The 21,554-nt window shown below is 67.3% G+C and carries 24 protein-coding genes; 11 read left to right on the top strand and 13 right to left on the bottom strand.

The features are described from left to right. Window positions 1-102 precede the first annotated feature (102 nt). Window positions 103-1,911 carry a glutamine--tRNA ligase/YqeY domain fusion protein gene (locus tag DZC73_RS01355; RefSeq protein ID WP_124538401.1) on the bottom strand — a complete coding sequence of 603 codons (1,809 nt, stop codon included), beginning with the start codon at window positions 1,909-1,911 and terminating at the stop codon, window positions 103-105. Between the two features lie 240 nt (window positions 1,912-2,151). Between DZC73_RS01355 and DZC73_RS01350 the strand changes: the two genes are divergently transcribed. After that, window positions 2,152-2,595: a hypothetical protein gene (locus tag DZC73_RS01350; protein ID WP_328589467.1), complete on the top strand. Its 444-nt coding sequence runs from the start codon at window positions 2,152-2,154 to the stop codon at window positions 2,593-2,595. Between the two features lie 80 nt (window positions 2,596-2,675). Here DZC73_RS01350 and DZC73_RS01345 read toward each other — a convergent pair whose 3' ends face one another. From DZC73_RS01345 to DZC73_RS01315, 7 genes are all read right to left on the bottom strand, one after another. After that, window positions 2,676-2,966 carry a 2TM domain-containing protein gene (locus tag DZC73_RS01345; protein WP_124538400.1) on the bottom strand — a complete coding sequence of 97 codons (291 nt, stop codon included), beginning with the start codon at window positions 2,964-2,966 and terminating at the stop codon, window positions 2,676-2,678. Window positions 2,967-3,005: 39 nt separating this feature from the next. Next, window positions 3,006-3,431 (bottom strand): DUF2306 domain-containing protein, encoded by a 426-nt coding sequence (locus DZC73_RS01340; RefSeq protein WP_235834948.1) that lies wholly within the window; start codon window positions 3,429-3,431, stop codon window positions 3,006-3,008. Between the two features lie 180 nt (window positions 3,432-3,611). After that, window positions 3,612-4,442 (bottom strand): LytR/AlgR family response regulator transcription factor, encoded by an 831-nt coding sequence (locus tag DZC73_RS01335; protein ID WP_124538399.1) that lies wholly within the window; start codon window positions 4,440-4,442, stop codon window positions 3,612-3,614. Between the two features lie 27 nt (window positions 4,443-4,469). Further along, on the bottom strand, window positions 4,470-5,561 hold the full coding sequence (locus DZC73_RS01330; RefSeq protein WP_124538398.1) for a sensor histidine kinase: 1,092 nt from the start codon (window positions 5,559-5,561) through the stop codon (window positions 4,470-4,472). A 64-nt stretch (window positions 5,562-5,625) separates the two neighbouring features. Continuing rightward, the gene (locus tag DZC73_RS01325) at window positions 5,626-6,183 is read right to left on the bottom strand and encodes a DUF6622 family protein (RefSeq protein WP_328589481.1); all 558 of its coding nucleotides are present in this window, start codon (window positions 6,181-6,183) and stop codon (window positions 5,626-5,628) included. Between the two features lie 102 nt (window positions 6,184-6,285). Beyond that, window positions 6,286-6,747, bottom strand: a complete 462-nt coding sequence (locus tag DZC73_RS01320; RefSeq protein WP_161974411.1) for a cupin domain-containing protein — start codon at window positions 6,745-6,747, stop codon at window positions 6,286-6,288. Continuing rightward, entirely contained in the window at window positions 6,744-7,379 is a 636-nt protein-coding gene (locus DZC73_RS01315) for an RNA polymerase sigma factor (RefSeq protein ID WP_235835016.1), read from the bottom strand. Before DZC73_RS01315 ends, DZC73_RS01320 begins: the two co-directional genes overlap by 4 nt. A gap of 289 nt (window positions 7,380-7,668) precedes the next feature. Between DZC73_RS01315 and DZC73_RS01310 the strand changes: the two genes are divergently transcribed. Beyond that, entirely contained in the window at window positions 7,669-9,396 is a 1,728-nt protein-coding gene (locus DZC73_RS01310; RefSeq protein WP_235834947.1) for a M14 family metallopeptidase, read from the top strand. 455 nt (window positions 9,397-9,851) lie between these two features. After that, window positions 9,852-10,889, top strand: a complete 1,038-nt coding sequence (locus DZC73_RS01305; RefSeq protein ID WP_124538393.1) for a sigma-54 interaction domain-containing protein — start codon at window positions 9,852-9,854, stop codon at window positions 10,887-10,889. Window positions 10,890-10,901: 12 nt separating this feature from the next. Here DZC73_RS01305 and DZC73_RS01300 read toward each other — a convergent pair whose 3' ends face one another. Further along, window positions 10,902-11,405 carry a hypothetical protein gene (locus tag DZC73_RS01300; RefSeq protein WP_124538392.1) on the bottom strand — a complete coding sequence of 168 codons (504 nt, stop codon included), beginning with the start codon at window positions 11,403-11,405 and terminating at the stop codon, window positions 10,902-10,904. Next, window positions 11,402-12,199 carry an ornithine carbamoyltransferase gene (locus tag DZC73_RS01295; RefSeq protein WP_124538391.1) on the bottom strand — a complete coding sequence of 266 codons (798 nt, stop codon included), beginning with the start codon at window positions 12,197-12,199 and terminating at the stop codon, window positions 11,402-11,404. The genes DZC73_RS01300 and DZC73_RS01295 overlap by 4 nt, the downstream gene beginning before the upstream one ends. Before the next feature lie 104 nt (window positions 12,200-12,303). Here DZC73_RS01295 and DZC73_RS01290 point away from each other — a divergent pair, with 104 nt between their 5' ends. Further along, on the top strand, window positions 12,304-12,792 hold the full coding sequence (locus tag DZC73_RS01290) for a hypothetical protein (protein ID WP_124538390.1): 489 nt from the start codon (window positions 12,304-12,306) through the stop codon (window positions 12,790-12,792). 11 nt (window positions 12,793-12,803) lie between these two features. On the opposite strand, the gene DZC73_RS01285 is transcribed toward DZC73_RS01290, so the two are convergent. Beyond that, the gene (locus DZC73_RS01285; RefSeq protein ID WP_124538389.1) at window positions 12,804-13,340 is read right to left on the bottom strand and encodes a DUF4114 domain-containing protein; all 537 of its coding nucleotides are present in this window, start codon (window positions 13,338-13,340) and stop codon (window positions 12,804-12,806) included. Window positions 13,341-13,530: 190 nt separating this feature from the next. Beyond that, entirely contained in the window at window positions 13,531-15,084 is a 1,554-nt protein-coding gene (locus tag DZC73_RS01280; protein ID WP_124538388.1) for a helicase HerA-like domain-containing protein, read from the bottom strand. A gap of 138 nt (window positions 15,085-15,222) precedes the next feature. Here DZC73_RS01280 and DZC73_RS01275 point away from each other — a divergent pair, with 138 nt between their 5' ends. The 7 genes from DZC73_RS01275 (at window position 15,223) to rlmH (ending at window position 20,532) form a co-directional block, all read left to right on the top strand. After that, window positions 15,223-15,948, top strand: a complete 726-nt coding sequence (locus DZC73_RS01275) for a YebC/PmpR family DNA-binding transcriptional regulator (protein ID WP_124538387.1) — start codon at window positions 15,223-15,225, stop codon at window positions 15,946-15,948. Next, the gene (gene purD, locus DZC73_RS01270) at window positions 15,945-17,225 is read left to right on the top strand and encodes a phosphoribosylamine--glycine ligase (protein WP_124538386.1); all 1,281 of its coding nucleotides are present in this window, start codon (window positions 15,945-15,947) and stop codon (window positions 17,223-17,225) included. The genes DZC73_RS01275 and purD overlap by 4 nt, the downstream gene beginning before the upstream one ends. A gap of 72 nt (window positions 17,226-17,297) precedes the next feature. Then, complete coding sequence (locus DZC73_RS01265) at window positions 17,298-17,837, top strand: 1-acyl-sn-glycerol-3-phosphate acyltransferase (RefSeq protein ID WP_235834946.1); 540 nt, start codon at window positions 17,298-17,300, stop codon at window positions 17,835-17,837. Next, on the top strand, window positions 17,834-18,748 hold the full coding sequence (gene hemF, locus DZC73_RS01260; protein ID WP_124538385.1) for an oxygen-dependent coproporphyrinogen oxidase: 915 nt from the start codon (window positions 17,834-17,836) through the stop codon (window positions 18,746-18,748). Before DZC73_RS01265 ends, hemF begins: the two co-directional genes overlap by 4 nt. Then, on the top strand, window positions 18,745-19,341 hold the full coding sequence (gene nadD / locus DZC73_RS01255; protein WP_235834945.1) for a nicotinate-nucleotide adenylyltransferase: 597 nt from the start codon (window positions 18,745-18,747) through the stop codon (window positions 19,339-19,341). Before hemF ends, nadD begins: the two co-directional genes overlap by 4 nt. Next, window positions 19,342-20,049, top strand: coding sequence for a ribosome silencing factor (gene rsfS / locus DZC73_RS01250; RefSeq protein WP_124538383.1), 708 nt, complete (start codon window positions 19,342-19,344; stop codon window positions 20,047-20,049). 15 nt (window positions 20,050-20,064) lie between these two features. Then, window positions 20,065-20,532, top strand: a complete 468-nt coding sequence (gene rlmH, locus DZC73_RS01245; RefSeq protein ID WP_124538382.1) for a 23S rRNA (pseudouridine(1915)-N(3))-methyltransferase RlmH — start codon at window positions 20,065-20,067, stop codon at window positions 20,530-20,532. Between the two features lie 9 nt (window positions 20,533-20,541). On the opposite strand, the gene DZC73_RS01240 is transcribed toward rlmH, so the two are convergent. Continuing rightward, window positions 20,542-21,462, bottom strand: coding sequence for an ankyrin repeat domain-containing protein (locus DZC73_RS01240; protein WP_124538381.1), 921 nt, complete (start codon window positions 21,460-21,462; stop codon window positions 20,542-20,544). Between the last annotated feature and the right edge of the window lie 92 nt (window positions 21,463-21,554).

Below are 21,554 nucleotides of genomic sequence, written 5' to 3'. Positions count from 1 at the left end.
TTCGTCTTGGAGTCTTTGCGGTGAGTCTTCTTGGAATTTAGGACATTGCTCCTCTTGAGGTGTCATTCTGCTGCGATTTGCTCAATCTATATATTTGGCTTCCTACTTCGCCCAGGAGTCCTTTAACCCCGTGACCCGATTCAATACCGGCTTGCCTTTGGCATGATCCACCTGATCGCAAACGAAGTATCCGTGCCGCTCGAACTGGAACTTCGCGTCCTTGTCGGCTGACAGCAGAGAAGGCTCTACAAATCCTTGCGTCACCTTCTTGCTAGCGGGATTCAGGACGGACAGGAAATCCCGCCCTCCGGCATCCGGCTGTCCTTCCGTGAACAAGCGGTCATACAAGCGAATCTCCGCCGCGATCGCGTCGTGCACACCCAGCCAAGTGATGGTGCCCTTGACCTTCACCGCATCCGCGCCCGGCGTGCCGCTCTTGGTGTCCGGCACGAGTTTGGCGAGCACGGCGGTGACATGGCCCGAAGCATCCTTCTCCGCGCCCGTGCACTCCACCACATAGCCGTACTTCAAGCGCACCTTGTTGCCAGGGAACAAGCGGAAGAATCCCTTCGGCGGCACCTCCGCAAAGTCATCCCGCTCGATCCACACCTCAGGCCCCAGACTGAACTGCCGCACGCCCAGCTCCGGCACATGCGGATGCGCCGGCGCCGAGCAAGCCTCGCGATGCGACTCGCTGCCGAACACCTCCGCCCAGTTGGTGAGCTTGAGCTTCACTGGGTCCAGCACCGCCATCGCGCGCGGCGCCTTGCCTTCGAGGTCGTCACGCAGCGCGATGTCCAGCGATGAATAGTCGATCCATCCGCCCGCCTTGCTCACGCCGCTGCGCTCGGCCATCAGCTTCAGGCTCTCGGGCGTGTAGCCGCGGCGGCGCAGGCCCACCAGCGTCGGCATGCGCGGGTCGTCCCAGCCGCTCACGTGGCCTTCGTCCACCAGTTGCTTGAGCTTGCGCTTGCTGGTCACGATGTAGGTGAGGTTCAGCCGCGCGAACTCGTACTGCTTGGGCAGCGGATGCTTCAGCAGCTTCAACTCGGCCAGCCGCTCCAGCAGCCAGTCGTAGAACGGCCGCTGGTCTTCGAATTCCAGGGTGCAGATGCTGTGGGTGATGTTCTCCAGCGCGTCCTCGATGGGATGCGCGTAGGTGTACATCGGATAGATGCACCACTTGTTGCCCGTGTTGTGGTGCTCCGCATGCTTGATGCGGTAGATGGCCGGGTCCCGCAGGTTGATGTTGGGGCTGGCCATGTCGATCTTCGCGCGCAGCACCATGGCGCCATCGGCGTGCTTGCCATCGCGCATCTCGCGGAAGCGCTCGAGGTTCTCGGCCGGTGATCGGTCGCGGAAGGGGCTGTTGGTGCCAGGCGTGGTGAAGTCGCCACGGTTGGCGCGCATCTCGTCGGGCGTCTGCTCGTCCACGTAGGCCAGGCCCGCGTTGATGAGCGCCTCGGCCGCCTCGTACATGAAGTCGAAGTAGTTGCTGGCGTAGTAGAGGTGGCTGGTGCCGTTCACGTCCCAGTCGTAGCCCAGCCACTTCACCACGTCGATGATGCCGTCGACGTACTCCTGCTCTTCCTTCTCGGGGTTGGTGTCGTCGAAGCGCAGGTGGCCGATGCCGCCGTACTCCTTGGCCAAGCCGAAGTTCAGCCAGATGCTCTTGGCGTGGCCGATGTGCAGGTAACCATTCGGCTCAGGAGGGAATCGGGTGCGGATCTTGGCCGGATCGGGCTGGCCGGCTTCATGGTGCGGTGCATCACCGGGCGTGCCGCCCCACTTCCGGCTGGCGTAGGTGCCCTGGGCCATGTCGCGCTCGATGACCTGCCGCAGGAAGTTGCTGGGCTTGTGGTCGGTGTCTTCGGCGTTGGCGTCGGGGGCGGTGTTCTTGGGTGAATTCATGAGGGAAATCAATGGTCTGGGGCGGGCAGGGATGGCCGCCCCGGGGTGCGGGTCATTCTATCGGCGCACCAGGGTGGGAACGGGCCGCGCGGTGTTCGCTCCAATGGCTTTGCGAAGCGCATCGCCCGGCCACGATTGAAACCTACCTTTACGTTGTCACAGGGGTGCGGCCGTCAACGGCATGGACCCGGCCGGGGTTTTGGGCTGAGGCGCCCCGTGCGCCCGAACAGGAGCTGACCCGTGAAAAAGCAGATCGCCCTCGTCTTCGCCGCCCTGGCCTCGGCCATGGCCGGCACCTCCGCCCAGGCGGGCAGCCACGTGTCGTGGTCCGTCGGCATCAACCTTCCCCCTGTGGCCACCGTGGTGAGCAACGGCCCCGTGTATGCACCGGCGCCGGTGGTCTATGCGCCGCCGCCGGTCTACGTCGAGGAGCCCGTGGTCTACGCGCCGCCGCCCGTGATCTACCGGCCGGTGCCGGTGGTGGTCCGGTCGGGCTACTACTACCGCCCGGCGCCGGTCGTCTATGCCGGCGGCTATTACCGCAACGGCTGGTATGGCGGCCGGGGCTGGCACCACGACCAAGGTTGGCATGGTGATGGCCAGTGGCACGGCGACGGCCAATGGCACGACCATGGTGGCCAGTCCGGCCCGGTGCCGCGCGACGACACGCGTCGCCGCCACTGAGTTCATCGATCGACTTTGATCAAGCAGCCTGGCCCGGGATCACCGGGCCAGGCTGCTTTTTTTGTTGGATTGAAACAAGCTCACGCGCGGCGACGCAGCCGCTCGATCTCCGCTTGCATCATCTGCTCGCGCAGGCCGTCGCCGCTCAGCGACAAGAAGGTCACCGCACCGTGGATGGCCAGGCCCAGGCCCCAGCCCCACAGCGGGAAGACGTGCCAGTTGCCGCCGCCCATGATGTTGTTCAGCACGAACAGGCCGCCGTTCACGCACAGGAACACGAAGGCGTGGATGAAGAATCCCATCTTGCGCTTCACGCGGCGGTAGGCGCGGGCTTCGATGCTCTGGTCCTGGTGGTCGTAGCGACGGCTCATGGTGGTCTCCTTGGATGAAAACAGGGGGGTGAACGGCAATCAGTGAACGAGGCCCAGGGCCTGCTTCCACAGCAGGTCGCCGAGGATTCGGCCGGGCACGAGGGTGAAGAGTCCGGCGACGATGCAGCCGCCGATGAACAGGCCCTTCATCAGGCCGCGATGCGCGGCGACATTGCCCTGGCGGATGTGGTGGATGCCGCGCGGCAGCGAGACGAGGGCGAACAGCGTGAGGGCGTGGATGGGCGTGTAGCCCGCGATGTTGGGCATGCCGTGGTCGCGGATGAAGACGCTGGTGACGGCCACGGCGGTCATCAGCGCCACCCAGAACCAGCCCAGGCGCTTGTGGTTGATGGTGCCCTTGCGGCGGGCCATCACCACGCCGCCGACCACCAGCGCAAGCATCGCGGCGCCCAGGTGCAGGGCAATCAGCGGCCGCTGCTGGATGAGGTGCGTGAGGTGTTCCATGGGCTGCATCTTCTGCGTCGCTGCCGTGCCGGTGAACGCACGCGCGACGGACGGAAGGCAGCGCCGATGAAACCGCGGCTTCGCGCCGCGAAATGCAGACTCAAGGAAGCGCCGGGCCGCCCCAAGCTTCCTTGACCCCCGCGGGGGGCGGACCGGGGCATGCCCCGGTCTTGGGGGCTGTCACATCGCCTTGAACAGGTGGGCGTACATGCGGCTCACCACCAGCTTGTCGCCGTGGCCGCGCAGCGTGAGCGTGACCTTGCCGGCTTCATCGCGCGTGGCGGTGGCAATCGCGTCGCAGCGCACGATGGTGCCGCGGTGGATCTGCCAGAAGATGTTCGCATCCAGCTGCGGCTGCAGCTCGCGCAATGAGGTGCGGATGAGGTGCTCGCGCTCTGCGGTGATGACGCGCACGTACTTGTCGGCCGCCTCGAAGTACAGCACCTGCTCGACGGGCACCATGTGGATGGCCGTTCCCACGCCGGCCTGGATGACCTTGAGCGGCGGCTGCTGCGCCGCCGGCCCGGCCACGGTGCCCACGCCGCCTTGCGACACCAGGCCGCGCAGCTGCTGCATCACGTCGTCCAGCGAGGGCGTGGCGGCTGCGGCCTGGGGCTGCGAGCGCTGCTTCAGCGCCGCCTGCAGCCGCTGGCAGGTCTGCGCGAGGCGGTCGGGCAGCACCGGCTTGAGCACGTAGTCCACCGCGGCGCGCTCGAAGGCCTGCAGGGCGTACTGGTCGTAGGCGGTGACGAAGACGATGAGGGGGAAGGGCGCGGCCTCGTCGTCGGGCCAGTCCTCGGCGAGCGCCTGGGCGGCTTCCAGGCCCGTCATGCCGGGCATGCGGATGTCCAGGAACAGCAGGTCGGGCTGGTGCGCCAGGGCCAGCTGAACGGCCGCCTCGCCGTGGCCCACGGTGGCCACGATCTTCAGCTCAGGCCACAGGCGCTGGAGCTCGGCTTGCAGGTTGGCGGCGAGCAGCGGCTCGTCTTCGGCGATGAGGGCGGTGGGCATGGGGTGGCATTGTGAGGGCGAACGGCCTCACTTCGCCGGCAGCCTCACCGTGGCCACCACCCCGCCGTCGGCATCGTCCGCATCGGCCAGTTCCAGCATGGCCTTGCCGTCGTGCAGCGTCGCCAGCCGCTCGCGCACCTGCTTGAGCCCGAAGTGCGTTCCGTCCGCGCCGCTCTTGCCCAGGCCGGCGCCGGTGTCGCGCACCTTCAGCAGCAGCATGTCGCCCTCGCGCTCGGCGCTGACGATCAGCCGCCCCCCGTCCACGTGCGGCTCCAGGCCGTGCTTGATGGCGTTCTCCACCAGCGGCTGCAGGAGCAGCGGCGGCACCGGCTGGTCGGCCAGCTCGGGCGGCAGCTTCAGCACCGGCTGCAGGCGCTCGCCCATGCGGATCTTCATCAGCTCCAGGTAGTCGCCGATGCGCGCGAACTCCGATGACAGGGGGTGCGAGCCGCGGCGCGAGGCTTCCAGCGTGGCGCGCAGGAAGGCGATGAGCCGGTCCAGCATGGCCTGGGCGCGCACCGGGTCCAGCCCGATGAGCACGCGCAGGTTGGCCAGCGTGTTGAACAGCATGTGCGGTTCGAGCTGCGACTCCAGCAGCTTGAGCTGCGTCTCCGCCGCCTGCCGGCGCGCCGTCTGCGCCTGCGCCTCGCTCAGCGCCAGGCGTTCCTTGGTGTAGAAGAAGTAGGTGGCGAAGGAACCCGGCACCAGCGAGAACAGCAGCACGCCCAGCGCCTGGCGCATGTTGTGGGTGTTGATGAAGCTGGGGTTGTCGTAGCCGGTGAGGAGGTTGCCCAGTTCGTTGCCTGCGATGGCACCCACCAGGGTACCGACAAGTACCACGACGATCATCAGTTTCCAGCCCGGCCAGTTGCCGAAGGCGATGTTGCCCGGGTCGTGGCGGTGCACGAAGCGGCTGGCGAGGATGCGGCCGGCGTCGATGAAGAACCAGCAACCCAGCGTGTAGCTCATGGCGTAGACCGTGGTGGGCATGACCTTCGTTCCGTAGATGCCCGAGAACAGGAGCGAGATGACGGCCGCGATGGTCACGCTGCGAAGCCCGCGCACGGCGAAGCGGCGCTGCCTGGAGTTGTAGGGGGTCACGGGGTCGAAAAAAGCCATCGCCGATTCTGTCTCAGCCCCACGCCCCGGGCATTCCCTGAGCGTGGGGCGGCAAGTCTTGTGTTCAGGCCAGGCTGGTGGCGCGGGCGATGCCGGCTTGTGCCGCCTTCCACAGCGCCGTGCCGCGGCCCAGGAACACGCCGCTGAAGGCGCCGTAGACGAGGCCGACGCTGGTGGCGAAGGCCGAGTCGCGGGCGAAGTCCGGGTGCAGGGCCAGGGTGACGCCCACGGCGAACTTGGTGATGAAGATGCCGAGGATGACCACCAGCGGCCACCAGCTGCCGGGTACGCGCAGCAGGCGGGTCTCGGGGACCCATGCCGCACCGCGGCCGATGCCCATGCCGATGGCGATCGAGGCGCTGACGGCCAGGCCGACGGCCCAGGCCCCGAGCGCCAGGGGCTGGTGCGAGAAGACGGACGCGACGCCGTACAGCGACAGGCCCACCATGGCCAGCGGCATGATGGTGGCGCGGCGCAGGGTGATCTCGCGGGTGAAGGCCATCGACGTGCCCAGGGCGATCAGGCCGGCCAGCAGGCCCCAGACCCAGACGGGGGTGTATTGGAGGATGGAGGTGATCATGGTGCGTGTCCCTTGGTTGGTGAGTGGATCGAGTGAGCGCACTGTGCCCAAGGGGTTTGCCGGCCGCGACAGGCCTGCGACGAAGCGCCACCGGGAGGCGCGAGATGTCGGGAATCGGCGCGAAATGCCGGCGCCGGGGCCGGTTCAGATCAGCTGCTCGACCTTCGGCGCCGCCCCGCGCAGGAAGATCACCGCGCCGTCCACCGTGCGCAGCGGCGGGTGCAAGGTACCGGCGCGTTCCATGAGGTAGCCGCCCGGGCCCATGCTCACCTCGCCCATCTGCACCCTGCCTTCGACCACCACGCACTCCTCGTCGTGCGGATGCCGGTGGTTGGGCAGCTCCGAGCCCGGTGCCATGCGCAGCAGGTAGGACATGACGCCCTCGTGCTTGTGCAGCACCTTGATTTCCACCCCCGGCCCGAACGGCCGCCACTTGCCGCCCTCGGGCGCGATGGCGACCTGCGCGGCCTCGGTGTCGGCGATGCGGTTGAACAGCCGGCTCTTGATGCGCGCCGACACCTCGTCGGGCACGGGCTGCACCGCCTGCGCGGCGTCGAAGGCGGCGAGGATGTCCTCGTCCAGGCGGATCAGGTCGTCGTCGTTCACTCGGCGACCTCCGCCAGCAGGGCGCGCAGCTTGGCCTGCGCGCGAAGGATGAGCGATTTCACCGTGCCCAGCGGCATGCCGGTCTGCTCGCAGACCTCGCGGTGGCTGAGTTCGCGGTAGTAGGCCAGGGCCAGCACCCAGCGCTCCTGCGGCGAGAGCGTCAACAGCGCGGCGTGCAGCCGGGTGCGTGACTCGATGGTCTGCAGCAGGTCCAGCGGGCCGGGGCTGTCCGCATCCGTCGATGCATGAGCGTCGGCATCGTCCGCAGGCTGCTCGGGCGATGCCCGGCGCCTGCGCAGCAGGTCCAGCGCGCGGCTGCGCACGATGGTGAGCAGCCAGGTGACCGGACTGCCGCGCTCGGGGTCGAAGCTGCGGCTGTCGCGCCAGGCCTGGAAGTAGGCGTCAGCCACCACGTCTTCCACGTCGGCGGCGTTCAGCATGCGGCGCGCCAGGGTCTGTGCATAGCAGGTGGTGAGGTCGTAGAAGCGCTCGAAGGCGTTGGCGTTGCCGGCGGCGGCCGATTGCAGCAGCGCCACCAGCTCGGCGTCGCGGTGAGCGCGCCGGCCCGTGGCCGACGCAGCATCGGCTGCATCCAGCACAGCGGCGTTGGCGGCATCGGCAATGGCGGGCACCGTGGACAAGGCGGTCGTTTTCCAGGCTGGCTCCGGCGCCGCCCCCTGCGGCCCGGGCGAGGGTGAACTTAGCAGATCGCCATGGCGCCCGCTATCCGCACACATCCTCGGTGGCGGCATGGGCAGGGCGACGGCTTGGGGTGGGAACAAGGGCGGACTCCGGGCTGGCTTTGCGCTTACGGATGTCTGGTCGGTTCGGATGCATCGCCGGTGCGAGGAACGGACGCGAGCCGTCGGATGCCGGGCTTATATTTGCCGTCCCGCAAGGGAGCGGGATTGGGAGCACGTGATGTCGCAAAGCTGGGTGGTCGCAGGTGGACGCTGGTGGATGACGATGGCCTTGTCGGCCAGCCTGCTGGCCTGCGCCACGACCTCGGGGCGGGCGGTATCGGCGACATCGGCCGAGCCGGTACGGGTCGCGCAGACGCCGGTGTCTGCGTCCTCGTCTTCGAGCGCACCTGCCACGGCGTCCAAGCTTCCCTATGCCGAGGCCGTCGCCGCGCGTTTCCCTGATCCGCTCGTCCAGCTGCCGACACCGGCCTTCGCGCCTGGCCGCAGCGACTTCACCAGCAACGACGAACTGCGTGCGCTGATCCGCGGCCTGGAGCGCAGCGGCGGCGCCGGGCGCGCCACCATCCAGCTGCTGAGCCTGGGCCGCTCGCAGGCCGACCAGCCCATCGAGGGACTGCTCTTCACCAAGCTGCCCGACACCGACCCGGCTTCCATCGTGAAGTCCGGCCGCATCACCGTGATGCTCGTGGGCCAGCAGCATGGCGACGAGCCCGCCGGCAGCGAGGCCTTGCTGGTGATTGCGCAGGAGCTGGCCGGCGGCAAGCTGGAGCCGCTGCTGGACCGCATCAACGTGGTGATGCTGCCGCGCGCCAACCCCGATGGTGCGCACGACAGCAACCGCGTTACCGCCAGCGGCGTCGACATGAACCGCGACCACCTGCTGCTCAAGACGCCCGAGGCGCAGGCGCAAGCCCAGCTCGCTCGCGAGTTCAAGCCGGCGGTCATCGTCGACTCGCACGAGTACTCCGTGGTGGGCCGCTACGTGCAGAAGTTCGACGCAGTGCAGAAGTTCGATGCCCTGGTGCAGTACGCGATGACGGCCAACGAGCCGCCTTTCATCACCAAGGCGGCGGAGGAGTGGTTCCGCCAGCCGCTCCTGGCCAGCTTCAAGGCCGAGGGCATCAGCACCGAGTGGTACTACACGACCTCGACCGACCTGTCGGACAAGAAGGTGTCCATGGGCGGCGTGCAGCCCGACACCGGCCGCAACGTGAACGGCCTGAAGAACGCGGTGAGCTTCCTCATCGAGACGCGCGGCGTGGGCATCGGCCGGCTGCATCTGAAGCGGCGCGTGTTCACGCACGTCACGGCGCTGCACAGCATCCTCAACAGCGCCGCCACGCGCGCGGCCGACCTGGCCAAGGTGAAGGGCTTCGTCGAGCAGGAGGTGAGTTCGCAGGCCTGCCAGGGCGAAGCCGTGGTCGAGGCCGCCGCCACGACGGGCCAGTACGTGCTGCAGATGATCGACCCCGTGACCGGCGCGGACAAGCCGATCAACGTCGTGTGGGATTCATCGCTGGATCTGCGGCCCGTGAAGACGCGGGTGCGGCCTTGCGGCTACTGGCTGTCCAACGACCAGACCGATGCGGTGCTCAAGCTGCGCGGCCTGGGCGTGACGGTGATGCAGCTGGGCGAGCTTGGCGACATGCGCGCCGAGACCTACCGCGAACTCTCGCGCGAGACCACGGCGCGGCCCGACGTGCGCGGCACGGTGGCCGACATCAACGGCATCGTGAAGGTGCAGGTTCAGACCGTGCCTTCGCTCATCGACGTGAAGGCCGGCAGCTATTACGTGCCGCTGGACCAGCCGCTGGCCAACCTGGTCATCGCGGCCATGGAGCCCGACACGCAGAACAGCTACTTCGCCAACGGCGTGGTCACGAGCCTGGATGCCCAGGCCCGCGTGATGTCGCGGCCCGTCGCGAAGATGAGCGTGCTTCCATGACCGCGATGCCCTGAGGGCCTTGCGCGAATTGCGTTGCCAACTCCGGCTTGGAAGCGTTTCTGTTGCGACTCGCTTACGACACGAAAGCTGCGCGTCGATCAACTTACAAAGTGTTTGTGTCGAGCATCGACTCTGATACGGGTTCGCCCTGACACTCGGTCGCCTCGACTCGCTGTGCAGCGTCTTGCTCTTGCATTCGTGACGCAGCGATGACCGCGATTAACCCGCGTGTCCCCTGATTGTCTAGTGGCTTGAGGAATGGGAGGGCTTCTTGCTCGTATGCTCGCCCACCCTCTGTCGATCGGCCTTTGGCGCCGATCGCGAAGAGCCCAATTTCCAGAATCTTCTATGCGCTCAGAAGTACAGGCTACATCGGAGAACGGATGGAAACGATAGAAGCAGCATCGCGGCGTGACACCGAACGTGTGCTGGCTGTCAGAGCACGACCTCCGCTGATGGCAGCGGCCGACGCCGCCCCCGATTTCCTCTGCCAGGACCCGGCCTGGTCGAGCCTGCTCGACCGGCTGGACCGCATCGCACGCAGCCAGGCGGTGGTGCTGGTGAATGGCGAAACCGGCACCGGCAAGGAAGTGATCGCCAGGCACATCCATGCGCGCAGCGCCCGCAAGGGGCCGTTCGTGGCGGTGAATTGCGGTGCCTTGAGCGAGTCGCTCATCGACGCCGAGCTGTTCGGCCATGAATCGGGTGCCTTCACCGGCGCATCGCGTTCGCGCGCGGGCTGGTTCGAGGAGGCCGCCGGCGGCACCCTGCTGCTCGACGAGATCGGCGAGCTGTCGCTGCACCTGCAGGTCAAGCTGCTGCGCGTGCTGCAAGAACGACAGGTGGTACGCCTTGGTTCCCGAAAGCCCGTCGCACTGGACGTGCGCCTGGTCGCGGCCACCCACGTGGACCTGGCAGAGGCCGTGAAGGCGCAGCGCTTTCGTGCCGACCTGTACTACCGGCTGAATGTCGCGCCCGTGCGGCTGCCGGCCTTGCGCAACCGCCGGGGGGACATCCTGCCCCTTGCGCGGCACTTCATGGACCAGTACGGCGCCCAGCTGGGCCTGACCGCCGTGGCCCTGGCCGATGATGCACGCCAGGCCTTGCTGGCTCACCCGTGGCCCGGCAACGTGCGCGAGCTGGAGAACGCCATCCACCGGGCGATGATCACCTGCGACGGGGAGGTCCTGCGTGCGGACGACCTGTGCCTGGACCATGCAGGCTGCGAGGCGCCCGTGCCGGCGCCGGCTGCCGCGGCGGCCCCGGCGGTGTCGCCAGAAGCTGAGGACAACGCCGGCGAGGACCATGCGCTGGTGCGCGTCATCCGCCGCCTGCTCAGCGTGAATGCGCCCAGCCTGTTCACCAGCGTGGAATCGACGCTGGTGCAGGAGGCCTATGCCCGATGCTCAGGCAACCAGGTCCACACCGCCAAGCTGCTGGGCATTCCGCGGCATGCGCTGCGGACCCTGCTGAAGCGGCACTGCCTGCTGTAAGGCGCGAATCGTTCAACGGGGCGACAGCTCCTGCACCAGGCGGAAGAAGTCGTTGGGCGAGTGCTCCAGGTTGACCTCGGGTTGCCCGATGCAGGGCATCTGCACCACGCGCTTGCCCATCGTGACTTCGATACCGTAGAAGCGGGTTTCCGATTCCACGTGGACCAGCGCGTAGTCCACGTTCTTCCTGTTGAACGACAAACCGTAGTAGAAGCCGTGGTAGGGGTGGTGGTACTCGCCGGTGAACTGCTCGACGGACCCGGCACGGGCCTGTGGAAAGGCCAGCTCGACCTTCCCCGGCGCGCCGTACCGGTATTGGAGCCAGGTGCTCGCGCGCCGCTCGTTGGTGGCCGGGTCGAAGAGTTCGTTGCCGCACAAGGCCACGACCTTGCCGGTCGAGCCGATGGTGCATTGGAAATACGTCACCTCGTCCGTTTTGCAATGCCCGGCCGCGACGGCTTGGCTGGTCGCGAGGAGGGCGGCCGACAGCAAGGTTCCCGGAGCGAGGCGTTTCATGGGCGTGACATGGCTTGTTGCAGGATGGCCCTGTGCACTGGCAGGAGCAGCTCCTTTTGCGCATAGCCGGTGAAGCCAGGCCAGGCCAGGGGATCGAACGCCAGTTCCCGGCCGATGGAGAAGGGCGGTGTGGGCAGCAACCGCGGCTGGCCCATGAGGGCCAGGTGCGCCGTTGTCAGTGACCAGGCGGCATCGTCTGCTCCGGCGGGCCACGCGTCGGTGATGACCACGTCCATCGGTTGTTCACAGTACGCCGTGAACTGCACGTTCGCCTTGGCCTCGTGCCAGCGCGGGTCGCAGGCATGGATGACCGTGAAGCCCATCACCTGGGCCAGCTCGTGCCATGACCGCATCACGTTGGTGGGCGGACCCCACAGGCAGATGCGGGCTTCCTCGAGGGGCTTGATGCTGCTGTCGATGAAGTACGCGTCCGTCAGCACCTCGCAGGGGTGCCCTTCGCTGGACATGGCGTTGACCACCGGCCGTTTCGACGCCGCAGCGAATTCCGCCAGCCGCGCATGGTTCGATTCGCGGATCACGTACACGTCGTAGAACGGGTCCAGGTAGCCCGCCAGGTCGCGGGCTCGCTCGCCGGTCTTGAGGAAGTTGGGCAGTTCGACGAACGACAGCCCCAGCTCGCGGAACGCCTGGATGAAGGTGGTCCGCGTGCGGATGCCATTGCCTTCGAAGGACCAGGCCACGTTGCCGCCCAGGGGCACGGCTGGCGAGCGCACAGACGCCCAGAGGTCGCGAACATCCTGGCGGGTCAAGTCGGCGAGTCCGATCAAGTTCATCGATGGATGGGCATCCAGCCCCGGGACCAAGGGGGGCCAGTATGCCGGCGCATCCGGTCTGGCGATCGGCGCGTATACGCCCTGACAGAAACCCGGAGGCACCCATGACCCGATTCGTCGAAGTGAGCCATGAAGAACTCATCGCCGCCCCGCTGAACAGCGTGCGGGCGCAGTTCGCCGACCTGCGGCACCACATCGCGGCCAACGTGCATCCCAAGCTGCGCTTCGAGATCCTGTCGGTGTCGGAGCGCAGCGCGCGCTACGTGCAGGAGGTGAAGCTGCTGGGCATCGTCCAGCGCGACGTCTTCGTCCGCGAGATCGATGCGGACGGGATGCGCATGGTGGACCGCTCGGTGGAGGGTTTCAACCAGGGCGGCTCGCTGGACTTCCGCTTCCGGTCCGGGCGCACCCCGGATGGCCGCGACGCGACGGTGGTGGGCATCACCATCCGCCTGCCGGTGCCGCGCTTCCTCGGCTTCCTGGGCGGCGTGCTGAAGGGCCAGGTGCGGCGTGAACTTCTCGCCGCAGTCGCCGAGGACAAGCACGATCTGGAAGTGCGGGGCTACCCGGCCCCGCAGCGCATGGCGGCCTGATCAGAGGAAGATCATCGATCGTCCCGGTGCAGGCGCGACGCAAGGAACCCCAGCACGCCCAGCCCTGCGAGCAGCAGCGCGATGGAGGTGGGCTCCGGCACCGGGCTCGTGACGCCCAGGAACGAGAACATGTGGTCGTTGTAGTCGCGGTCACCGCCGCCCACGAGGTCCTCGAAGCTCACGAAGGTGCGGCCGGTGGCGTCGGTGGTCACCCAGGCATGCGCCAGGCCGTCCACGTTGCCGGCGCCGCTGCCCGAATGGAATACGGCGCCGGTGTTCAGCACATGCAGCACCACGTCGATGGCGGTGCCCGCCGCGAAGGTGCCCAGGTCCCACTCCGTGCCCACGAGCGTGGCATGGTTCGGGAAGATCTCGGCCGACCCATTGACGCTGATGAGGCTGTCATAGCCGGCATCCGATCCCTCGAAGCGGATGACGACGTCGCCGCCCGAGGCGACCAGGCTGTCGCCCAATGCCGCATGCGCCTGCGGCAGGAAAAGGCTGGCCGCGAGCGCCAATGCGGGCGCGAATTTCTCTGCGAATGTCATGAACGGAACTCCCAAGGACGAAAGGTTGCTTGCTTGGACGCGCTGACTGCCGGTGGTCCACCGATGAAGGCGAACGCTTTCGGCAACGAGCGTGCCTGCCCCGCAACACGAGGTGTCGTCCAGGGGAATCCGGCTGTGGCCGGGGTGGCGCAGAAGTTTTTTCCGAGGCCCGGTTCCGGCCTCGGAAAACTTAGCGGCGGCGCGAGTTTCCGCCCCCCAGGATGCTTCCCAGCACGCCGCGGATGATCTCGCGGCCCACGGTGGAGCCGATGGAGCGCGCGGCCGACTTGGCCACCGTCTCCAGCACTGAGTCCTTGCGGCCGGAGCCGCGCAACAGGCCGCCGGCGATATCGCTCAGCCAGCTCCCGGCACCCGATGAAGGCGCCGGTGCGGCGGCCGGCGCACCTGGGCCCGCCGGCTGGGACGGTGCGGCCTGCGGGGCCGGCGCGGGTGCCGCTTCGGGCGCAGCCGCAGCCCGCCCCTTGAGCTTCTCGTAAGCCGATTCGCGGTCCACCACCTTCTCGTACACGCCGGCCACCAGCGAGTTCGCGACCAAGGCCTTGCGTTGCTCACCGGTGATCGGCCCGATCTGGCTGCCCGGCGGCAGCACGAACAGCCGCTCGGTCACGCTGGGCCGGCCCTTGTCGTCGAGGAAGCTCACCAGCGCTTCGCCCACGGCCAGCTCGGTGATGGCCGTCTCGATGTCGATCTTCGGATTGGCCCGCATGGTGCTGGCCGCCGCCTTCACCGCCTTCTGGTCGCGCGGCGTGAACGCGCGCAGGGCATGCTGGACGCGGTTGCCCAACTGGGCCAGCACCGAGTCGGGAATGTCCAGCGGGTTCTGCGTCACGAAGTACACGCCCACGCCCTTGCTGCGCACCAGGCGCACCACCAGCTCGATGCGTTCGACCAGTGCCTTGGGCGCCTCGTTGAACAAGAGGTGCGCTTCGTCGAAGAAGAAGGCGAGCTTGGGCTGGTCCAGGTCGCCCACTTCGGGCAACTGCTCGAACAGCTCGGAGAGCATCCACAGCAAGAAGGTGGCGTACAAGCGCGGCGAGTTCATGAGCTTGTCGGCGGCGAGGATGTTGATCACGCCCTTGCCGCTGTCGGTCTGCATGAAGTCGGCGATGTTGAGCATGGGCTCGCCGAAGAACTTGTCGCCGCCTTGCTCCTGGATCTGCAGCAGCCCGCGCTGGATGGCGCCGATGCTGGCGGCGCTCACGTTGCCGTACTCGGTGGTGAAGTCCGCCGCGTTGTCGCCCACGTGCTGGAGCATCGCGCGCAGGTCCTTCAGGTCCAGCAGCAAGAGGCCGTGGTCGTCAGCGATCTTGAACACGAGTTGCAGCACGCCTTGCTGCGTCTCGTTGAGCGCCAGCATGCGCGACAGCAGCAGCGGGCCCATGTCGCTCACGGTGGCGCGCACCGGGTGGCCCTGCTCGCCGAACACGTCCCACAGCGTGGCGGGGCAGGCGGCGGATTCGGGCGCGTCCAGCCCGCGCTCCTTGAGGATGCCCGCGAGCTTGTCGCTGAGCTTGCCCGCCTGCGTGATGCCGGTGAGGTCGCCCTTCACGTCGGCCATGAACACCGGCACGCCGATGCGGCTCAGGTTCTCGGCCAGCGTCTGCAAGGTGATGGTCTTGCCGGTGCCGGTCGCACCGGTGATGAGCCCGTGGCGGTTGGCCAGCGAAGGCAGCAGGAAGGCTTCGGTCTTGTCGTGCTTGGCGATGAGGATCGGCTCGGCCATCGGGGAACTCCGGGTGTGGATGGCCGAGTGTAGGGTGGGGCTGCAGGGGCGTGGTGCGAGGCTAAAATCAACCCTTTCCCCGTTTCTTCCCCCACAACAGGTGGCCGCGCAAAGCGGACGCACGAGGAGCTCTCTTCCATGGCCGGACATTCCAAATGGGCCAACATCCAGCATCGCAAAGGCCGCCAGGACGAGAAGCGCGGCAAGGTCTGGACGCGCATCATCCGTGAAATCATGGTGGCGGCCCGCCAGGGTGGCGGCGACGCGAACATGAACCCGCGGCTGCGCCTGGCCATCGACAAGGCCAAGGCGGCCAACATGCCGGCCGACACGATCAAGAAGAACGTGGACAAGGCCACCGGCAACCTCGAAGGCGTGAACTACGAGGAAATCCGCTATGAGGGCTACGGCATCGGCGGCGCGGCGATCATCGTCGACTGCATGACCGACAACCGCGTGCGCACCGTGGCCGAAGTGCGCCACGCCTTCAGCAAGTACGGCGGCAACCTGGGCACCGAAGGCTCGGTGGCCTTCCAGTTCAAGCACGTGGGCCAGCTCATCTTCGCGCCGGGCACGAGCGAGGACAAGGTGATGGAAGTGGCACTCGAAGCCGGCGCCGAGGACGTGGTGACCGATGGCGACGGCGCCATCGAGGTGCTCACCGCACCGCCCGAGTTCGAGGCCGTGAAGAACGCGCTGGAAGCAGCCGGCCTCAAGCCCGAAGTGGCCGAGGTGACCATGCGCGCCGAGAACACCATCGAGCTGGCCGGCGAAGACGCCCAGCGCATGCAGAAACTGCTGGATGTCATCGAGGACCTCGATGATGTGCAGGACGTCTATCACAACGCAGAGATCTCGGAATGAAAGTATTGGTCATTGGCTCAGGCGGCCGCGAACACGCGCTGGCGTGGAAGCTGTTGCAGTCGCCCAAGGTGCAGACGGTCTACGTGGCGCCCGGCAACGGGGGCACCGCCATCGACAACCGGCTGCACAACGTGCCGCTGACCGACTTCAACGAACTGGCTGACTTTGTCGTCAAGGAAAAGATCGTTCTGACGGTGGTGGGCCCCGAGGCCCCGCTGGCCGGCGGCGTGGTGGATGTGTTCCGTTCACGCAACCTGCGGGTGTTCGGCCCCACCAAATCGGCCGCGCAACTTGAAAGCTCCAAGGCCTTCGCCAAGGAGTTCATGAAGCGGCACAAGATTCCGACCGCTGACTACGAGACCTTCAGCGACGCGAAGAAGGCGCATGCCTACGTCGAGAAGAACGGCGCGCCCATCGTCATCAAGGCCGACGGCCTGGCCGCGGGCAAGGGCGTGGTGGTGGCCACCACGCTGGAGCAGGCGCACGAAGCCATCGACTGGATGCTGCTGGACAACAAGCTGGGCGTGACCCACAACGCAGGCGGCGCGCGCGTGGTGATCGAGCAGTTCCTCGAAGGCGAGGAAGCCAGCTTCATCGTGCTGTGCGACGGCAAGAACGTGGTGTCGCTGGCCACCAGCCAGGACCACAAGCGCCTGCAGGACGACGACCAGGGCCCCAACACCGGCGGCATGGGGGCCTACTCGCCCGCGCCGGTGGTCACGCCCAACGTGCATGCCAAGGTGATGCACGAGATCATCATGCCCACCATCCAGGGCATGTCGCGCGACGGCATTCCGTTCACCGGCTTCCTCTATGCCGGCCTGATGATCGATTCGAACGGCGATCCGCGCACGGTGGAATTCAACTGCCGCATGGGCGATCCGGAAACGCAGCCGATCATGATGCGCCTGAAGAGCGATCTCTTCGACGTGCTGATGCATGCGACCGATGGCACGCTCGACCAGGTCGAGCTGCAATGGGACCGCCGCGTGGCGCTGGGCGTGGTGATGGCCGCGGCCGGCTACCCGCTGAACCCGCGCAAGGGCGATGCGGTGACGGGCATCCCGGCCGAGTCGGCCGATGCGGTGGTGTTCCATGCCGGCACGACGCTCCAGGACGAGACGCTGGTCACCTCCGGCGGCCGCGTGCTGTGCGTGACGGCGCTGGGCGACTCGACCAAGATGGCGCAGCAGCGGGCGTACGAAGTGCTGCAGGGCATCCACTTCGATGGCGCGCAGTACCGGCAGGACATCGGTCATCGGGCTGTGAAGCGTTGATTGTTGGTGGTTGATCTGACTGAACGCCCCGTGCAGTTGCGGGGCAGCGCGCTGGCCAGAGCAGCGCTTCGAATGGCCGGCTGGCAGGTGCGCTTCGATGGCCTGCCCGCGGCGCAGGGCGTGGCCATCGTCTACCCGCACACCTCGAACTGGGATTTCCCGGTGGGCATGCTGGCCAAGTGGTCCATCGGCATTCCCGTCACCTTCTGGGGCAAGGACAGCCTGTTCAAGATCCCGTTGTTCGGGCGCTGGCTGCGCTGGTTGGGCGGGCATCCGGTGGACCGCTCATCGGCCAGCGGGATCGTGGGCCAGATGGCGAGTGAACTGGCCGAAGCCAAGGCCCGCGGCGAGTTCATGTGGCTGGCCCTGGCGCCCGAAGGAACGCGCAAGTACCGCGACAGCTGGCGCTCGGGCTTCTACCATGTGGCCCTGAACGCACAGGTGCCTCTGGCCCTGGTGTATTTCGATTTCGCCGAGCGCGTGGTGAGCGTGGAGAAGTTCATCATGCTCAGCGGCAACCTGGATGAAGACATCCGCCTCGTGGCCGGGTACCTGGCGCATCGCACCGGCAAGCGGCCACAGGATGCGGCACCCGTGAAGTGGAAAGCATGAACACCCAACAAGTTCGCGACTACCTGCTGGACCTGCAAGACCGCATCGTCACCGCGATGGAGGCGCTGGACGGCGGCCGCTTCATCACCGACGCCTGGACCCGCGAGCCCGGCGGCAAGCTCGAAGGCGAAGGGCGCTCGCGCCTGCTCGAAGACGGTGCCTTCCTGGAGCGCGGCGGCTGCAGCTTCTCGCACGTGAAAGGCAAGACGCTGCCGCCGTCTGCCACGCAACACCGGCCCGAGCTGTCGGGTGCGCCCTTCGAGGCCCTGGGCGTGTCGCTGGTGTTCCACCCGCGCAACCCCTACGTGCCGACCGTGCACATGAACGTGCGCATGCTGGCTGCCACACCGGCCAACGGCGAGCCGGTGACCTGGTTCGGCGGCGGCATGGACCTCACGCCCTACTACGGCTTCGAGGAAGATGCGGCGCACTTCCACCGCACCAACCGCGACGCACTCGTCCCGTTTGGTAACGACAAGTACCCGCGCTTCAAGCAGTGGTGCGATGAGTACTTCTTCCTCAAGCACCGCAACGAGCCGCGCGGCGTGGGCGGCGTGTTCTTCGACGACTTTTCCGAGCTGGGCTTCGAGGGCAGCTTCGCGATGATGCGTGCCGTGGGCGATGCCTTCCTCGCCGCCTACCTGCCCATTGCCGAGCGCCGCAAGGCCATGGTCTTCGGCGAGCGCGAGCGCGACTTCCAGGCGTATCGCCGCGGCCGCTATGTCGAGTTCAACCTGGTGTTCGACCGCGGCACGCTGTTCGGCCTGCAGTCGGGCGGGCGCACCGAATCGATCCTGATGTCCATGCCGCCCATTGTGAAGTGGCGCTATGACTGGCATCCGGAGCCGGGCACGCCGGAGGCGAAGCTCTACACCGACTTCCTCAAGCCGCGGGACTGGGCATCGGCGTGAAGCGCATCGGTCTCCTGGGCGGCAGCTTCGACCCGCCGCACAACGCGCACCTCGCGCTGGCCCGCACGGCGCTGGAGCACTTGCGCCTGGACGAGCTGTGGTGGCTGCCGCAAGGCCATGCCTACCAGAAGACCCGCGCGCTTTCGAGCAAGGCCGACCGGCGCGCGATGCTCGAACTGGCCATCGCCGGCGAGCCGCGCTTCCGTCTCGAGGACTGCGAGCTCGAACGCGACGGGCCGACCTACAGCATTGACACTGTCCGCGAGCTGTCAGCCCGTGAACCCGCCGACTGGTTCTTCATCATCGGCCAGGATCAGTACGCCAACCTCCACACTTGGCGCGACTGGCCGGAGTTGTTGCAGCGTGTGACGCTGGCGGTGGCTGCCCGCGAAGGCACCCCCGTCGTGGCCACCCCCGAAATTGCCGCTGTGCCGCACCGCGTGGCCCTGCTGCCCCTGCCGCGAATGGACGTCTCGTCCACTGCCATCCGCACCGCCGCCACCGAAGGCCGGGATTACACCGACATGGTGCCCGGCCCGGTCGCGCGCTATATTGACCAACACCACCTCTACCGAGGCATCCCCAGGAGCTGAATGGACATCCGTAAACTGCAACGCGCCATCGTCGATGGTCTGGAAGACGTGAAGGGCCAGAACATCGTGGTCTTCAACACCGAGCACCTGTCGCCGCTCTTCGAGCGCGTCGTCATCGCCTCGGGCACGAGCAACCGGCAGACGAAGGCGCTGGCCTTCAGCGTGCGCGACGCGGTCAAGAAAAAGGGCTTCCCGGTGATGCGCACCGAAGGCGAGGACAACGGCGAATGGATCATCGTGGACTGCGGCGCGGCCGTGGTGCACGTGATGCAGCCGGCCATCCGCGACTACTACCACCTGGAAGAGATCTGGGGCGAGAAGCCGGTCAAGCTCAAGCTGGACGGCAAGGCCACGCGACTCGTGAAGGCCGAGGGCTCGGACGACGACGAGGACGACGAACCCGCGCCGGCGGCCAAGAAGGCGCCGGCCAAGAAGGTGGCTGCGAAGAAGGCCGCCCCTGCCAAGCCGGCCGCTGCCAAGCCGACCGCTGCGAAGGCACCGGCGGCCAAGGCACCGGCCAAGACTGCGGCGAAGAAGGTCGTGGCCAGGAAGGCACCGGCGAAGAAGGCTGCTGCACCCAGGGCCGGCGTGACCCGCACGGTGGGCGTGAAGAGCGCGGCCGCGAAGACCACGGCGGCCAAGAAGGCGCCCGCCAAGAAAGCACCGGCCAAGAAGGCCGCGGCGAAGAAGACCTCGTCGCGTGCCTGATCTGACCCGCGCTTCGTGAAGCTCATCCTCGCCGCTGTCGGCCAGCGCCAGCCGGCGTGGGCCGACACGGCCTATGAGGACTTCGCCAAGCGCTTCCCGCCGGAGATGCGGCTGGAGCTGAAAGCCGTGAAGGCCGAGCCTCGTGGATCGAAGACGGCCGAACAGCTCATGGCCGCGGAGGCGTCCCGCCTGGAAGCAGCCATTCCCAAGGGTGCCCGCCGCATCGTTCTCGACGAGCGCGGCACGCGGCTGACCACCGTGCAACTGGCCGAGCGCATGAAGGCCTGGATGAACGATGGCCGCGATGCGGTCCTGCTGATCGGCGGCCCGGATGGTCTCGACGCGAAACTCAAGGCCACGGCCGACGAGACGATGCGCCTGTCCGACCTCACCTTGCCCCATGCCTTCGTGCGCGTGCTGCTGGCCGAAGCCCTCTACCGCGCCTGGACGGTGATGGTGAACCACCCCTACCACCGCGAATAGGGCGGCGCATCAGCGCGCGCAGCGGAAGTCCGGGTCGGCCTTGTAGCGCAGCAGCAGCGCCGCCAGCGCTTCGTCGTGCCCCCATCGCGCCATGTCCAGCGGCGTGATGCAATCGCCGCCGGCCTGGGCGCGGCCGTTGGGATCGGCGCCATGCGCCATCATGAACTCGATGATTCGAAGCGTGTCGGCGGTGCAAGGCCGGTGCTGGCCGCAGCCGGACACCAGGTGCATGAGGCTGCTGGGCTCCGTGGAGCTTCTGGGTGCGTTCGGATCCGCACCCAGCTGCACGAGCAGCTCAGCCGTGGCGAGGTTGTGCGTGCGCACCGCTTCGATCAACGGCGGGTCGCCGTCGCGGTCGCGCTGGTTCGGATCGGCGCCGTGTTCCACCAGCAGCCGCAGCACCTGCGGGCCGTCCTCACCCCAGCCGATGGTGCGCTCTGCGAGGGACACCCCGCGTGCCGACAGGCCGCGGCTGAACCACAGGTTCAAGGTCTCGATGCGGCGGGGCCGCTGGCCGGCGGCGACGGTCTGCAGCATCGGCGCCATGCGTTTGTCGTCCTTGGCCACATCCCGGTCCAGCAGGAACGCAAACATTGCCAGGCGATCGTCCAGGGACTTGGCCTGGGCATCGGGAACTTGCGAAGGCATGTTCCCGACGGCCAGCACCAGCAGGTTCATCGCATCGGCCTTGTCCGGGTGGGCCTGCACCAGCTGCCGCAGTTCGTCGGCCTTGCCGGCTGTCGCTGCCTTCTCCATGCGCTCGGTCCAGGACAGGGGGCGCAAGGCATCGGCGGCCATCAGGCTCCCACACAGCAGCACGCCGAGCGGGTTCTCGCAGAGCTGGCCGTCGTTGGACGCGTCGGCATGCGGCGCAGCGAGGGCGATGGCGAATGCGGCGAGAAAGGCGTGGAAGGGGCGCGAGCGGGTCATGGAACGCAAGCGTACCGCGAGCCGCTCCGGGAAAGCCGGCGAGGCAGGAACCCGCCTGCGCGGTCACAATGCGCGACCACAGCCAATGCGCC

It is taken from the genome of Rhizobacter terrae (assembly GCF_003852895.1).
In the GTDB taxonomy this organism is placed as follows: domain Bacteria; phylum Pseudomonadota; class Gammaproteobacteria; order Burkholderiales; family Burkholderiaceae_C; genus Albitalea; species Albitalea terrae.
The sequence above is the reverse complement of the archived record's forward strand: the minus strand, read 5'-3'. Positions and strand labels throughout refer to the sequence as shown.